Raw genomic sequence first — 13840 nt, 5'->3', positions numbered from 1 at the left:
GCCTATTTGAGGAGGTGAAAATTATGCAAACTTTGTCACTGGACTTAGAGACTTTTTCGTCCGTTGACCTCTCCAAAGCAGGCGTATATAGATATGCCGAATCGCCGGATTTTGAGATTCTGCTTTTTGGCTACTCTGTTGACGGCGGTGAGCCTCAGGTCATTGACCTTGCGCAGGGCGATGAAATTCCTGTAGATATCCTTGATGCTTTGACCGACGATGACATCATCAAGTGGGCATACAATGCAAATTTCGAGAGAGTCTGTTTATCACGCTATCTATCCGATCTCGGCATAAGTCTTGATTCATTCTATGACCGCCATTCGCTCTCAACCGAAATGGCCAGGTTCTTGAATCCTTCTTCTTGGCACTGCTCGATGGTTTGGGCAGCAACCTTGGGGCTTCCACTTTCCCTTGCAGGAGTGGGCAAAGTCCTGAACCTTTCCGATCAGAAGCTCAAGGAAGGTAAAGACCTCATCCGCTATTTCTGTGTGCCGGATAAGCAAACAGGAAAACGACACCTTCCATCCGAAGCACTTGATAAGTGGGAAACCTTCAAGGCTTATAACAGACGTGACGTAGAAGTAGAGCTTGCCATTAAAGATAGGCTCAAAAACTATAAGATGCCTGACTTTCTCTGGGACGAATATGCTGTTGACCAAGAGATCAATGACCGAGGCGTGAAAGTCGACCTTGCACTGGCCGATGTCGCCGTGGAGATGGACAGGCGCTCCAAGAATGAACTCATCACTAAAATGAAGAACATCACAAATCTGGAGAACCCCAACTCTGTGGCACAGATGAAGGACTGGCTTGCCGAAAACGGCATGCCCACAGAGTCTCTCGGCAAAAAGCAAGTGGCAGAGCTGATCCAAACAGCTCCGCCAAAACTCCGAGATGCACTCGTACTTCGTAGCCGGCTTGCAAAATCGTCTGTGAAGAAATATCAGGCAATGCAAAACGCAGCCTGCAAAGACGGACGAGTGCGAGGCATGTTTCAGTTTTACGGTGCCAATCGCACCGGACGCTGGGCAGGAAGACTCGTTCAGATGCAAAACCTCCCCAGAAATCACCTGCCTGACCTGGATGCTGCCAGAGCACTCGTGAAATCAGAAGACTTTGATGCTATGAAACTCCTTTATGACGACGTGCCGGACACCTTATCTCAGCTCGTGCGTACTGCTTTCATTCCGCAAGACGGCTGCAAATTCATCGTCGCCGACTACTCCGCCATTGAAGCTCGTGTCATTGCCTGGTACGCAGGACAACAGGATACCCTCAATGCCTTTGTATCCGGTAAAGACCTCTACTGCGAAACGGCATCCCGAATGTTCTGTGTCCCTGTCGTTAAACACGGTATCAACGGAGAACTTCGTCAAAAAGGAAAGATCGCTGTTTTAGCCTGTGGATACGGCGGCTCAGTCGGAGCGCTAAAAGCAATGGGCGCACTCGAGATGGGGCTGAGCGAAGCAGAACTCAAGCCTCTGGTCGATGCATGGCGCTCTGCCAATCCGAACATCGTCAAATTCTGGTGGGACGTGGATAAAGCTGTTCTTGAAGCCGTAAGACATAAGAAAACCACCAAGACGCACGGGCTTACCTTTACCTGCAAGCACGGCATGCTTTTTATCACGCTGCCATCAGGCAGAAACCTTGCCTATGTGAAGCCGAAGATGGGGGAGAATCGCTTCGGCTCTCCCTGTGTCACCTATGAGGGCATCACCACAGGAAAGAAATGGTCTCGCATCGATTCCTACGGTCCAAAGTTCGTGGAAAACATTGTGCAGGCAACCGCCCGTGATATTTTGGCTTATGCCATGCGGACGCTCCGCAATTGCTCCATCGTGATGCATATCCACGATGAAGTCGTGATTGAAGCCAACCCTCGGATGTCCCTTGATGCCGTCTGTGAGCAGATGAGCCTCACGCCGCCTTGGGCAGAAGGTCTTCCTCTTAAAGCAGATGGTTATGAGTGTGCGTTTTACAAGAAAGACTGAGCCCAGATTTGGACTCGGCTCAAATCTAAATTCAGCTCTTTCAAGGGGGGTAACGATTCGTTACTCCCTTTGTTGTTTTTGCACGGATGATCTTCTGATTTTTCGGTGTGTAAGCAACATGCGTTTCAAGGTCTCTTTATTCATGAGTTATCAGCAGTGACTGCCCGACTTTGGACAGCGATAAAAAATATTTTTCAAAAAATCCGTCCGTTTTGCCTTCTCACATCCAGAGAGGTTTGAGGAGAGCAATCGTGCTCCCTCCGAGTAAATAAACGGAGGTTTGATATGACCAATCTACAAGTATTTCAAAACAGTGAGTTCGGGAGCATCCGAACAACCACCATCGACGGCGTGCCATATTTTGTCGGAAAGGATGTAGCGGAAGTCCTCTGCTATTCGAATCCTCAAAAGGCAATCCGCGATCACGTGGACGAGGAAGATCGGACGGTGAATGAATCGTTCACCGTTAACGGAACAATGGGACTACTCATAAACGAATCCGGTCTCTACAGCCTCATCCTCTCAAGCCACATGCCAAAGGCGAAAAAGTTCAAACGCTGGGTAACCGCAGAAGTCCTACCAGCTATCCGAAAGCATGGCGTATACGCTACGAAGGAGCTGCTGGCAGATCCCGACATGCTGATTGAAGCTTTATTGGAACTAAAGGCGGAACGGGAGAAAACAAAGACGCTTAAAGTCACGACCGCGATCCAGAAGCAGCAGATTGCGGAGCTTCAGCCGAAGGCTACCTATTGCGACATCGTCCTCAAATGCAAGGACGCAGTCAATATCTCGGTGATTGCCAAAGACTACGGCATGAGTGCCAAACGCATGAACAAGCTCCTACATGAGCTGGGGATTCAGTTCAAGCAAGGAAATATCTGGCTTTTATACCAGCCCTTCGCTGAGTGCGGATACACCAAAACCAACACCACGATTTATGAGGATAAGGAAGGCAGAGAGCATACAGCCGTTCATACCAAGTGGACGCAAAAAGGCCGCCTGTTCATCTACGAAACCCTCAAAGACCGAGGCATCTATCCCCAGATTGAACAGGAGGTGCGCTAATGGAAAATCTGTATAACAACAGCGAAGGCTACGCTGATCCGACCGCCTACGAGGCGATCTATAAGCCAAAGAAATTTCAATACATGCCGCTCGTCTACATTGCATCGGCATATACGGGAGATGTCGATAAAAACACCGAAGCCGCCAAGCGTTACGCCCGCTTCGCTATTGACTGCGGCTTTATTCCAATGGTGCCGCACCTCCTATACCCCCAGCTCATGGACGAGAAAACCGAGCGAGAGTTGGCCTTGCAATTTGGACTGGTCTTAATCGACAAATGCGTCGAGCTTTGGGCTTTCGGAGAACAGAGCATGGGCATGGCCAAAGAGATCGCCTATGCCAGACGGCACAAGCGAAACATCCGCTATTTCACGGAAGATTTAAAGGAGGTGCATGCATGAAGATGACGGTTTATACGGCCGATGTGATCGGCGTCCCCTCAAACTGCTCCTATCCACATAAAGTGACAGTCACCGATGAGGGAAGCCTCAAAGCCGCCGTATCGAAGGATTATGTTTGCGCCGCCTACAAGAGCGACTACCGCTCAAACGATAACTTTCTGTATGCGGATTGTCTTCCGGTGGAGTGCGATAACGACCACTCGGAAAACCCCTCGGACTGGATCGCATCCTCTGATATTGAGAGCGCCTTTCCCGGCGTCTCTTTTGCAATTCACTTTAGCCGCCATAACATGATCTCGAAGGCAGGCAAGGCTGCGAGACCAAAGTTCCATGTCCTTTTTCCCATCGAAGAAGTCACGGACGCAAAGGTCTATGCAGAACTAAAGCAGCAGATTTCCTTGCTGTTCCCATATTTCGACACAAAGGCACTCGATGCTGCGCGTTTCTTCTTCGGCACGAAAGACCCTGATGTGGAAATCCACGAAAGCAAGATGACTTTGACGGAGTATCTGGACGGCGAAGACTTCGACAAGAACATGGCTCAGTTTGGCACGATTCCGGAGGGCAGCCGCAACGCGACGCTGTCCCGTTTTGCCGGACGGGTGCTTAAGCGCTACGGCATCACCGACCGTTCAAAGGCCATCTTTCTTGAAGAAGCGGATAAATGCGATCCGCCGCTTGAGAAGGCGGAGTTGCGCAGCATCTGGCACTCTGCTTGCCGTTTCTTTCACAAGGTGCAAAAAGAGCCGGGCTATGTCGCACCGGAGGACTACAAGAGCGGCGCGTTAAAACCTCCGGACTATTCGGACATTGGGCAGGCTAAAGCACTCGTATCCCAATATGGCAACGAGCTAAAGTTCACGCCCGCCACCGATTATCTACGCTACGACGGGACGAGCTGGGTGGAATCCAAGCAAAAAGCGGTCGGTGCGATGGAAGAATTTCTGGATTTGCAGCTCGAGGACGCAAAAGATTCGGTGGGCAAGGCAAGGAAGGCATTGCTGGACTCAGGCGTCGATGAGGAGGATATCCGCTCCGGCGGAAAGACGCTTGAAAAGAAGATCGAGGCAGATCAAACCAAGGCATATCTCGCTCATCTTGCCGCCGTATCGTATTTCAACTTCGTCATGAAACGGAGAGACATGAAGTATGTGACCTCCGCCTTGCAGGCGGCAAAGCCCATGCTGGAAGTCGCCTATGAAGATCTGGACAAAGACCCGTTACTCCTAAACTGCCCGGACGGCACCTACGACCTTGCCAAAGGAACGCGGGGAAGACGTGACCATAATCCTTCGGATCTCATCACGAAGGTCACGTCAGTTTCTCCCGGCGAGGAAGGAAAGAAGCTCTGGCTGGACTGCGTGAACCGAACTTTTTCGGGGGACACGGAGCTCATCGACTACGTGCAGATGATCGCAGGGCTTTCCGCCATCGGTCAAGTAGAGCTTGAAGCACTCATCATCTCCTACGGCGAAGGCTCAAACGGCAAATCGACCTTCTGGAACACGGTCGCCGAGGTGCTGGGGAGCTACTCAGGAACCATCTCAGCTGATACGCTCACGGCTAACGTCCGACGCAACGTGAAGCCCGAGCTTGCTGAAGCCAAAGGGAAACGGCTCCTCATTGCGGCGGAGCTTGAGGAAGGCATGCGCCTTTCCACCTCCGTGGTCAAGCAGCTTTGTTCCACGGACAAGATCAAGGCGGAAAAGAAGTATAAAGATCCGGCGGATTTCACGCCTTCGCATACGTTGGTACTCTATACAAACCACCTGCCGAAAGTGGGAGCAATGGACACCGGCATCTGGCGGCGCCTTATTGTCATACCCTTCACGGCGACCATCGATGCGAAAAGCGACATCAAGAACTACTCGAAATTTCTCATCGATCACGCAGCGTCTTACGTGCTCACGTGGATTATGGAAGGCGCAAAGAAAGCCATCGCCGCTGACTTCAAATTTCCCATGCCGGATTGCGTCAAGGAAGCCATCAAAAGGTATCGCTCCGACAACGACTGGTTGACGCACTTCTTAGACGAGTGCTGCGAGATCGATGCACATGCGCACGCTCCGTCAGGAGAAACCTATGAAGCCTACCGTGATTTTTGCGAGCGAACCGGTGAATTCCGCAGAACCAACAATGAGTTCACGGCTGCCTTGGAGCAGCGCGGGTTTGAGAAAGTAAAAAACCGTGAAGGCCGTTTCATACTGGGCTTCAAGCTGCTGGTCAATGACTTTTTAGACTGATGTGTGACGCTCTGTGACGCCTGAAACATAAACCCCCTTTAGGGTGATTTTTCTGTCAAAAAATCCCTTAAGAAGAGTTTAGGTTTAGGGCGTCACCGGCCGTCACAGGAAAGGTGAAAGTACTGATAAATGCAAGAAAAAACAATAGAACAAAAACTCGTGAAAGAAACTCAGACCAAAGGCGGATTGTGCTTAAAGCTTGTCTGTCCCGGTTTTGCCGGAATGCCGGATCGGCTTGTACTTCTTCCTGACGGACATATCGGCTTTGTCGAGGTGAAAGCTCCCGGCAAAATGCCACGACCGTTACAGGTGGCAAGGCATAGGAAACTACGGCACTTAGGCTTTCACGTTTTCGTCTTGGACGACAAAGAGCAGATTTCAAAAACTCTTAAACAGATCGGAGGTGATGCCTGATGGAGTTTATTGCCCACGACTACCAGAAATATGCAATTCAATATATCGAGAAGCACGATGTTTCTGCCGTCCTGTTGGATATGGGTTTAGGCAAGACGGTCATCAGCCTAACAGCCATGCTGGATCTTCTCTTTGACTACTTCCTTGCACACAGCGTGCTGGTCATAGCCCCGCTTCGTGTCGCAAGGGAGACATGGCCATCTGAAATCAAGAAATGGGATCACCTCTCGATGCTGACCTATGCCGTGGCAGTCGGCACACCGGCTGAACGGAAGGCTGCTGTGCTTCAAGGAGCAGACATCACCATCATCAACCGTGAGAACATCAGCTGGCTCATTGAAGAATCCGGTTTGCCGTTTTTCTTTGATACGGTTGTCGTCGATGAACTTTCAAGCTTTAAGAACCATAAAACCAAACGCTTCAAGGCTCTCATGAAAGTCCGTCCCAAGATAAAACGTATCGCGGGACTTACAGGTACGCCTGCGGTAAACGGGCTCATGGATCTCTGGGCAGAATACAAGCTCTTGGACTTTGGAAAACGTCTCGGGAGGTTCATCTCTCACTACAGGGAGAGGTATTTCCTTCCCGACAAGCGTAACGGGCAGGTCATCTTCTCCTACAAGCCGAAACCGGATGCAGAGCGTGCCATCTACGACGTGATTTCAGATATCACGATTTCCATGAAGTCCGGCGACTACCTCAAGATGCCGGAGCTTCTGAGTGTGACGCAGGAAGTCGAGATGAGCGAGACCGAGTACGACGCCTACGAGAAGCTCAAAAAGGAACTGGTGCTGTCGGTTAAAGAGGACGAGATCACAGCTGCTAATGCGGCAGTCTTAACCGGAAAACTCACGCAGATGGCAAACGGCGCGATCTATGCCGATGACGGTAAAGTTGTAAAGCTCCATAGCCATAAGCTGGACGCTTTAGAGGACATGGTGGAAGCAGCCAACGGCAAGCCGCTTCTTGTGGCCTATAACTTCAAGCACGACCTCTCGCGTATCGAGGAGCGGTTAAAACACCTTAAGGTCAACTATCGGAAACTGGATAAGTCGGGCTCCGTTAAAGCATGGAATGAAGGCACAGTTGCTGTCGGGCTGATTCACCCCGCATCTGCCGGACACGGACTGAATTTGCAGTCCGGTGGCTCAACGCTTGTGTGGTTCTCGCTTCCGTGGAGTCTTGAGCAATACAGCCAGACCAATGCCCGCCTCTGGCGGCAAGGACAAGCAGCAAAAACGGTCGTGATCAGCCACATCGTCTGCAAGAACACCATCGACGAGCGCATCCTTCAAGTATTGAAAAACAAAGACAAAACGCAAGAAGTTTTGATCGACGCGGTCAAGGCAACCTTAAGCCAAACAAAGTAATTCTAAGACAATCAGAGTCAACCTCCGTCAATCCGAGGGAAACCATCACTTGTTTTCACGGAGGAATATGAAATGCTTACACCAAAAGAATATCTGCGTCAGGCCTACAGGCTTGATAAGCGTATCGACGCCAACATCGAAGAAGTGAGAAACCTAAGAGAGACGGCAGAAAGTGTCTCCTCGCTTCGCTTCCAAGAAGATCCCATCCAGACCACACGCTCGACCGATGCGCCTTTCGTCCGCGTGCTTGAGAAAGCGTGGGAGATTGAGCAGCGCATAGCCGATGAGCTCTCGCTGCTCTACGATCTCAAGGAACAGATCAAAGACGCAATCGCCTCGGTCAAGAATATTGATGAGCAGCTTGTCTTGCAGTATCGATATATCAACGCAATGACATGGGAAGCCATCGGAGCAGCACTACACGCCGACGAGCGAACAATCCGTCGTTGGCACGGACGAGCGCTTCTTCATATGGAGATGCCTAAAACGCCCATCGTTTTATAAAAAGATGCCGTAAATGTCCGACTTTGCCCTAACATGTCCACCCCTCTGACCTGGTATTATATAGTCAGAAGAAATCTAAGAAGAAAGCCTTGCAGGGATTCGTCCTGCAGGGCTTTTTTCATGCCCGAAGGAGGTACGACGTGCCGAGGAAACCGAAGCATCCCTGCTCCTATCCCGGCTGTCCCAACCTTACCGAGGAGAGGTTTTGCAAGGAACATCAAAAGAAATACAACCGAGACTACGAAAAATATTACCGAGACAAGCACGCCAAAAGAAAATATGGACACGCATGGAAACGAATCCGCGACCGATATATCGCGGCGCATCCTCTCTGTGAGGAGTGCTTAAAAGAAGGACGCTACACCCAAGCGACCGAGGTTCATCACCGCGTCCCTCTCTCGTGGGGAGGAACGCACAAGGAAGAGAACCTCGAAGCACTCTGTCACGAGTGCCATTCGAGAATCACAGCGCTCATGGGAGATCGTTGGCATAACAAAAAGCCGACGAAATACAAATAAAAAATTCTGTGACCCCGGGGGCGGGTCGAATCTCTACAGGGCTTCCGGCTGGGAACGGTGCGGGGGTCACGCGTGCAAAAACGCCGATTCAAACGCCCTATTAACCAAGGAAAGGAGGAAGGCCTGTGGCAAAAGACGGAACCAGCCGAGGCGGCAGGCGTGTCAAAGCGGGACATAAACCCGATGCGCTTGCCGACAAAATCAGCAAAGGACAAAAAGCGACGCACATAGAGTTTCAGGACGCTGACTATCCCGTCACGGAACTCTATGCCGATGATATCGGCGAGGGCGTGGAGCTGGAGGGTGCGGATATGCCGGAGCCTTCCGATTACCTTTCCGCGACGCAGCGGGACGGCAAACCTCTCGGTGCGGACGAAATATATAAAGAAACATGGGAGTGGCTCGAAGCAAGACACTGCGAGAAGCTCATCAACCGAAGGCTCCTTGAGAGCTACGCGACGGCTTTCGCGCGCTTCATCCAGTGTGAGCTTGCCATCAGCAAATACGGGCTCTTAGGAAAGCACCCGACGACCGGAGCTGCCATTGCGAGTCCCTTCGTGCAGCTCTCGCTCAACTTTCAAAAGCAGGCAAACCTTCTCTGGTACGAAATCTACGACATCGTAAAGCAAAACTGCACGGAGCCTTTCGAAGGCGATCCGCAGGATGACGCGATGGAACGCCTGCTTCGGGCGAGGAAATGAGGTGAAGACATGTTTGAAAAAGTGAATCCGGCACACCCGGATAAAATTGCCGACCGCATCGCAGGAGCGCTGGTCGACCATGCATACAGTCAAGAAGAAAACCCGAAGATTGCGGTTGAGGTTTTGCTCGGTCACAGCGTCTGCCACATCATCGCAGAAACCGGCACACTGATTCCAAAGACGGATATCGAGTTCGCCGTGCATCGTCTGGCGGGAGATGTAGCTGTAGATGTATGCCTCGTCCCACAAGATATACATCTTGCAAAAAATCAGTGCAGGAAGATGCGCTGCGGGGATAACGGCATCTTTGCAGGTTTCCCTATCACCGATGAGGAACAACGACTTTCAGAGATTGCCCGCGATATTTATGCCGCCCATCCCACGGATGGAAAGTACCTGATCGACGGTGAACGTCTCGTCATCTGCCAATCCTGCGCAGACAGTGATGACCTCAAGGCTCTCTATCCAAACGCTGTGGTGAATCCTTTAGGCGACTGGATTGGCGGAACGAATGTCGATACCGGAGCGACGAACCGTAAGCTCGGAAGTGACATGGGCTCTGCTGTCACGGGCGGAGGTCTTCACGGCAAAGACCTCTCCAAAGCAGATGTGACGCTCAACATCTACACCCATCTCAAAGCGCAAGAGACGGGCATGCCTGTTTCTCTTTCCTGTGCGATCGGTGACGAAGTAGTGGATGGAAAGCCTTATAGCGAGCTGGTAGAGATCGCTCGCCGGTATATCGATTCGGTTGGCGGATTTGAGAAGTTTGCTGAATGGGGGCTGACCTAAATGGATACGACGAAATTTGCGCAAGTGGATATCGAAAAGCTCATCCCATACGCTCGTAATGCCCGTACCCACAGTCCCGAGCAGATTGCCCAGCTTCGTTCGTCGCTTCGGGAATTCGGCTTTGTGAGCCCTGCCGTGATTGACCAGGACTTTAACATCTTAGTTGGACATGGACGCATCGCAGCTGCCCGCGAAGAAAAATATAAGACCGTTCCGTGTGTCTTTGCGGAAAACCTCACCGCGGCACAAAAACGAGCCTATATTCTGGCAGACAACCGGCTCGCCCTTAACGCCGGCTGGGACGAGGACATGCTCTCGGTCGAGTTATCCGATCTTCAAGGTGAAGCTTTTGATTTATCCCTTTTAGGTTTTGATGACGAGGAACTCTCTGCTTTGATGGACATTTCCGAAGATGAAATCACCGAAGATGACTTTGATGTAGACGCAGAGCTTCAAAAGCCTGCCATTACAAAACCCGGCGACATCTGGACGATCGGGAGGCACACCGTCATCTGCGGAGACTCAACCGATCCCAAGACATACAAGGCACTGCTCGGCGATACCAAGGTGAACCTTGTCTGCACGGACGCACCGTACTTCGTAAATCTTGAAAGTGCCTCAGGGAAGATAAAAAACGATGACCTCACGGACAAGGAAGCCTACGACTTCCTCATGAAGGTCTTTACCTGCTTCAAGGAAGCGATGGCAAAAGATGCCTCGATCTACGAGTTCTATGCGACGAGTAAGTCTCGCATCTTCTACGACGCTTTCGACGATGCGGGCTTCAAGCTCGGAGCCGGCCTTATCTGGCGAAAAGAACGAGCGCCGCTCATGCGTACCGACTGGAAGTTTAACTTTGAGCCGATCCTGTATGGCTGGCGAAAAGACGGAAAACACAAATGGTACGGTGACCAGAAGCAGAAAGCCTGCTTTGATTTTGACTCGGTGAAAAACTCCAAAACTGAAGGCTTCGGACACCCCTCAAGTAAGCCGGTGCCTCTGATCGCGCACCTCATCAAGCAGTCCACACAAACCAACGCTCTTGTTTTGGACGGTTTTTTAGGCAGCGCATCGACGTTCATCGCCTGCGAGGAGCTTGGCCGCATCTGCTATGGGATTGAGCTGGAACCGAAATACGTCGATGTGGCCTGTGCTCGTTATGCCGAGCTGAAAGGAACAACGGACGGCATCATCTGTCACAGAGACGGCAAAGACACCCCTTATGCCGACCTTCTAAAAGAGAGGGAAGCAGCCGATGAATAAAAAGCTTACCCTCGCCTCCCTCTTCGATGGCTCAGGAGGCTTTCCCTTAGCGGGACTTTCCGTCGGCATCAAGCCGCTTTGGGCATCGGAAGTCGAGCCTTTTGCCATACGGGTGACATCCAAACGACTGCCTTTCGTGGCTCACATGGGAGATGTGCGAAACCTTGACGGAGCAAATTTGCCGCCGGTTGACATCATCACCTTCGGCAGTCCCTGTCAGGACTTATCCATCGCCGGAAAACGAAGCGGGATTGAAGGTTCCCGCTCGTCACTTTTCTATGAGGCGATACGAATCATCAAAGAAATGAGGTGGAAAACCAATGGGAACTACCCAAAATACGCGCTCTGGGAAAATGTCCCGGGCGCTTTCTCCTCCCACAAAGGAGCGGACTTCGAAAAAGTCCTTGAAGCCTTCCTCTCCGTCAAAGGATATACGTTTGATGCGCCTCGACCTCAAAAGTGGCATACAGCCGGAGAGATCGTGGCAGATCATTTTTCTCTCGCATGGCGGGTACTTGATGCTCAGCACTTCGGAGTCCCCCAAAGACGCAAGAGAATCTTTCTTGTCGCAGATTTTGGAGACACACGTGCCGGAAAAATATTATTTGAGTCCGAGAGCGTGCTTGGGGATCTTGAGGCGTGCCAAGACAAAAGGAAAAGACCTGCCGGAAATCCTAAGAGAGGCGCTTATGAAACAGGCAGGCTTGTTCTAAACGATCAGGGAGGATCGCGCATGGACATCTCAGAAGATGTCACGGGAACCCTGCGTGCTCAGTCAAGCCATCCTCCGCTGATCTTTGAAAACCACGGACAGGACGCAAGATACACAGGCTCCAATGATACGGCGCAGACCATCGTCTCCCGCTTCGGTACAGATGGAAACAATCGGCCGCTTGTTGTTGATCTGCCGTGCGCCTATTCGCTTTGCTCCAAGAAGAACAAGGCGATGTTTTCGGACATCAAAGACAACAGCCAGATAACCGAGACCTCCCGCACGCTGGATACGAGAGGCTCCGATCCCGTCTGCAATCAAGGCGGCATAGCGGTTCTTTCCTACGGGCTTGACCGGGCTTCCTTTAATCAGGGGCAAAACGCCGCCTACGACTTTGCCGTGGAAAAAGAATGCCAGCTGCAGAAGAAAATCCGAGCAAGGCTCAGTTTACCTTCTGGCGTGAGATTTTTGACCGCTACACCGATATGATGTCCATCCAGAGAAAAAGCGACAAGCAGATCAAAAAGTGGCTTAAAAATCCCTACTCGGACAGTGCGGCCTACAAGCTCTGGGGAAATGGCATCGCGCTTCCGTGCGCCGTCTTTGTACTTGCTGCAATCAAAAAGAATAGTGGTATTTACCTGCAAAAATAACTTGCTATTCCTCCCGGTAAGAGTGATGTATAGACATACCAAGAAAACACCTGCAAAGGAGGATAAAGACATGGATTACCACTTCAGTTTAACAGGCTCGGCAAGGCGGCCGCTGGTGAAAGCCTTGGAAGACTTCACAAAAGAGAAATCCACCTGCACCAAAGCGCCGACCTTCTGCTACCACATTGGCGAGCACATCACACTGGACAATCAGGGCGTGCTCAGCATCAATGATACGGAAAAAGAAAACAGCATCCTGCTTGCTTTATCGGAACACGGCTTTGTGCCGGAGGAACAGGAAAACATGGCGGTGACGATCTCACTTCCAAGAAACAAATTCACCGATGAGGACCTCGAAAGGCTCTCCGAGCTTCTTTTGTCCAAGGAAGGTATCATCAAACATGCACTCGGCATTGAAAGCGTCGCCTTTGAGGTGGACGAAGAAAAGATCAGCTTCCCGTGGTTTTCCGAGATGCCAAGTTCTGCAGAGCTTTCCGCCTATACCGCCTTTATCTCCCTTTTGGGCAAGGCGGCAAAGGAATCCAAGCGCATCACAGGCAAAGACCACGCAGTCGAAAACGAAAAATACTACTTTCGCTGCTTTCTGTTGCGTCTCGGCATGATCGGTGATTCCTACAAGGAAGCAAGGAAAATCCTGCTCAGCCGTCTTCAAGGCTCCTCCGCTTTCAAGTACCAGAAGGAGGCAGAAAAATGAAAATGCCAACGAAAGAAACGCTGGAACTGCTGCGGATTACTTTTCCTAAAGGCTGCCGTGTGGAGCTTCTTCACATGGACGACGTACAGGCACCGCCTGCAGGAACACGCGGCACCGTCACCGGAGTCGATGATACCGGCTCCATCCTCGTGGATTGGGATAACGGCTCCGGTCTAAACGTCATCTTCGGGATTGATGAAGTCAGGAGGATTCAGTAATGGACGAAAAAGTAAAAGAACAGATCCTTGCCATAAGGGACAGCGGTCTTACGAACATGTTTGACGTCAATACTGTGCAGCGGCTTGCCTTTGAGCGGGACTTCTACGAGCTTGTAAACTTCATCGAAGAAGATAAGAAAGCCTACATTCACTTCATCTTAACGGGCGAATAATTCTTTCAAAAAATGCGCTTTTATATCGATAAATAACTTGCTATTCCTCCCAAACAGAGTGATATATGTACATGCCAAAAGGAACACAGGTAAAGGAG

15 protein-coding genes are annotated in these 13840 nt (G+C 51.0%); all 15 read left to right on the top strand.

Translation table 11 applies throughout. From position 1 onward, the window contains the following. The first annotated feature begins 23 nt into the window (after positions 1-23). Positions 24-1997, top strand: coding sequence for a DNA polymerase (locus HMPREF1091_RS04805; RefSeq protein ID WP_002563707.1), 1974 nt, complete (start codon positions 24-26; stop codon positions 1995-1997). A 285-nt stretch (positions 1998-2282) separates the two neighbouring features. Beyond that, entirely contained in the window at positions 2283-3065 is a 783-nt protein-coding gene (locus HMPREF1091_RS04800; RefSeq protein ID WP_002563706.1) for a phage antirepressor KilAC domain-containing protein, read from the top strand. Further along, entirely contained in the window at positions 3065-3466 is a 402-nt protein-coding gene (locus HMPREF1091_RS04795; protein WP_002563705.1) for a DUF7768 domain-containing protein, read from the top strand. The genes HMPREF1091_RS04800 and HMPREF1091_RS04795 overlap by 1 nt, the downstream gene beginning before the upstream one ends. Further along, positions 3463-5709, top strand: coding sequence for a phage/plasmid primase, P4 family (locus tag HMPREF1091_RS04790; protein ID WP_002563704.1), 2247 nt, complete (start codon positions 3463-3465; stop codon positions 5707-5709). Before HMPREF1091_RS04795 ends, HMPREF1091_RS04790 begins: the two co-directional genes overlap by 4 nt. A 129-nt stretch (positions 5710-5838) precedes the next feature. Then, entirely contained in the window at positions 5839-6123 is a 285-nt protein-coding gene (locus tag HMPREF1091_RS04785; RefSeq protein ID WP_035424597.1) for a PDDEXK family nuclease, read from the top strand. After that, positions 6123-7493, top strand: a complete 1371-nt coding sequence (locus tag HMPREF1091_RS04780; protein ID WP_002563703.1) for an SNF2-related protein — start codon at positions 6123-6125, stop codon at positions 7491-7493. The genes HMPREF1091_RS04785 and HMPREF1091_RS04780 overlap by 1 nt, the downstream gene beginning before the upstream one ends. A 72-nt stretch (positions 7494-7565) precedes the next feature. Next, positions 7566-7997, top strand: a complete 432-nt coding sequence (locus HMPREF1091_RS04775) for a DUF1492 domain-containing protein (RefSeq protein WP_002563702.1) — start codon at positions 7566-7568, stop codon at positions 7995-7997. A gap of 140 nt (positions 7998-8137) precedes the next feature. After that, entirely contained in the window at positions 8138-8515 is a 378-nt protein-coding gene (locus tag HMPREF1091_RS04770; RefSeq protein WP_035424599.1) for an HNH endonuclease, read from the top strand. 125 nt (positions 8516-8640) lie between these two features. Next, positions 8641-9216, top strand: a complete 576-nt coding sequence (locus HMPREF1091_RS04765; protein WP_002563701.1) for a P27 family phage terminase small subunit — start codon at positions 8641-8643, stop codon at positions 9214-9216. A gap of 9 nt (positions 9217-9225) precedes the next feature. Further along, a complete protein-coding gene (locus HMPREF1091_RS04760) occupies positions 9226-10008 on the top strand; it encodes an S-adenosylmethionine synthetase N-terminal domain-containing protein (protein ID WP_002563700.1) in 783 nt (260 codons plus the stop codon). Further along, complete coding sequence (locus HMPREF1091_RS04755; RefSeq protein WP_002563699.1) at positions 10009-11271, top strand: site-specific DNA-methyltransferase; 1263 nt, start codon at positions 10009-10011, stop codon at positions 11269-11271. After that, complete coding sequence (locus HMPREF1091_RS04750) at positions 11264-12472, top strand: DNA cytosine methyltransferase (protein ID WP_002563698.1); 1209 nt, start codon at positions 11264-11266, stop codon at positions 12470-12472. Before HMPREF1091_RS04755 ends, HMPREF1091_RS04750 begins: the two co-directional genes overlap by 8 nt. A 234-nt stretch (positions 12473-12706) precedes the next feature. Continuing rightward, positions 12707-13351 (top strand): hypothetical protein, encoded by a 645-nt coding sequence (locus tag HMPREF1091_RS04745; RefSeq protein WP_002563697.1) that lies wholly within the window; start codon positions 12707-12709, stop codon positions 13349-13351. Further along, positions 13348-13569, top strand: coding sequence for a DUF4314 domain-containing protein (locus tag HMPREF1091_RS04740; protein ID WP_002563696.1), 222 nt, complete (start codon positions 13348-13350; stop codon positions 13567-13569). The genes HMPREF1091_RS04745 and HMPREF1091_RS04740 overlap by 4 nt, the downstream gene beginning before the upstream one ends. Further along, the gene (locus tag HMPREF1091_RS04735; RefSeq protein ID WP_002563695.1) at positions 13569-13742 is read left to right on the top strand and encodes a DUF5049 domain-containing protein; all 174 of its coding nucleotides are present in this window, start codon (positions 13569-13571) and stop codon (positions 13740-13742) included. Before HMPREF1091_RS04740 ends, HMPREF1091_RS04735 begins: the two co-directional genes overlap by 1 nt. The last annotated feature ends 98 nt before the right edge of the window (positions 13743-13840 follow it).

This window comes from Atopobium minutum 10063974, from assembly GCF_000364325.1.
GTDB lineage: Bacteria > Actinomycetota > Coriobacteriia > Coriobacteriales > Atopobiaceae > Atopobium > Atopobium minutum.
The sequence above is the reverse complement of the archived record's forward strand: the minus strand, read 5'-3'. Positions and strand labels throughout refer to the sequence as shown.

Bases quoted from the DNA above. Each gene is read 5' to 3' on its own strand.
- HMPREF1091_RS04775 (WP_002563702.1), top strand. From the start codon at position 7,566: ATGCTTACACCAAAAGAATATCTGCGTCAGGCCTACAGGCTTGATAAG.
- HMPREF1091_RS04745 (WP_002563697.1), top strand. From the start codon at position 12,707: ATGGATTACCACTTCAGTTTAACAGGCTCGGCAAGGCGGCCGCTGGTG.
- HMPREF1091_RS04795 (WP_002563705.1), top strand. From the start codon at position 3,065: ATGGAAAATCTGTATAACAACAGCGAAGGCTACGCTGATCCGACCGCC.
- HMPREF1091_RS04760 (WP_002563700.1), top strand. From the start codon at position 9,226: ATGTTTGAAAAAGTGAATCCGGCACACCCGGATAAAATTGCCGACCGC.
- HMPREF1091_RS04755 (WP_002563699.1), top strand. From the start codon at position 10,009: ATGGATACGACGAAATTTGCGCAAGTGGATATCGAAAAGCTCATCCCA.
- HMPREF1091_RS04800 (WP_002563706.1), top strand. From the start codon at position 2,283: ATGACCAATCTACAAGTATTTCAAAACAGTGAGTTCGGGAGCATCCGA.
- HMPREF1091_RS04740 (WP_002563696.1), top strand. From the start codon at position 13,348: ATGAAAATGCCAACGAAAGAAACGCTGGAACTGCTGCGGATTACTTTT.
- HMPREF1091_RS04780 (WP_002563703.1), top strand. From the start codon at position 6,123: ATGGAGTTTATTGCCCACGACTACCAGAAATATGCAATTCAATATATC.
- HMPREF1091_RS04750 (WP_002563698.1), top strand. From the start codon at position 11,264: ATGAATAAAAAGCTTACCCTCGCCTCCCTCTTCGATGGCTCAGGAGGC.
- HMPREF1091_RS04790 (WP_002563704.1), top strand. From the start codon at position 3,463: ATGAAGATGACGGTTTATACGGCCGATGTGATCGGCGTCCCCTCAAAC.
- HMPREF1091_RS04735 (WP_002563695.1), top strand. From the start codon at position 13,569: ATGGACGAAAAAGTAAAAGAACAGATCCTTGCCATAAGGGACAGCGGT.
- HMPREF1091_RS04805 (WP_002563707.1), top strand. From the start codon at position 24: ATGCAAACTTTGTCACTGGACTTAGAGACTTTTTCGTCCGTTGACCTC.
- HMPREF1091_RS04785 (WP_035424597.1), top strand. From the start codon at position 5,839: ATGCAAGAAAAAACAATAGAACAAAAACTCGTGAAAGAAACTCAGACC.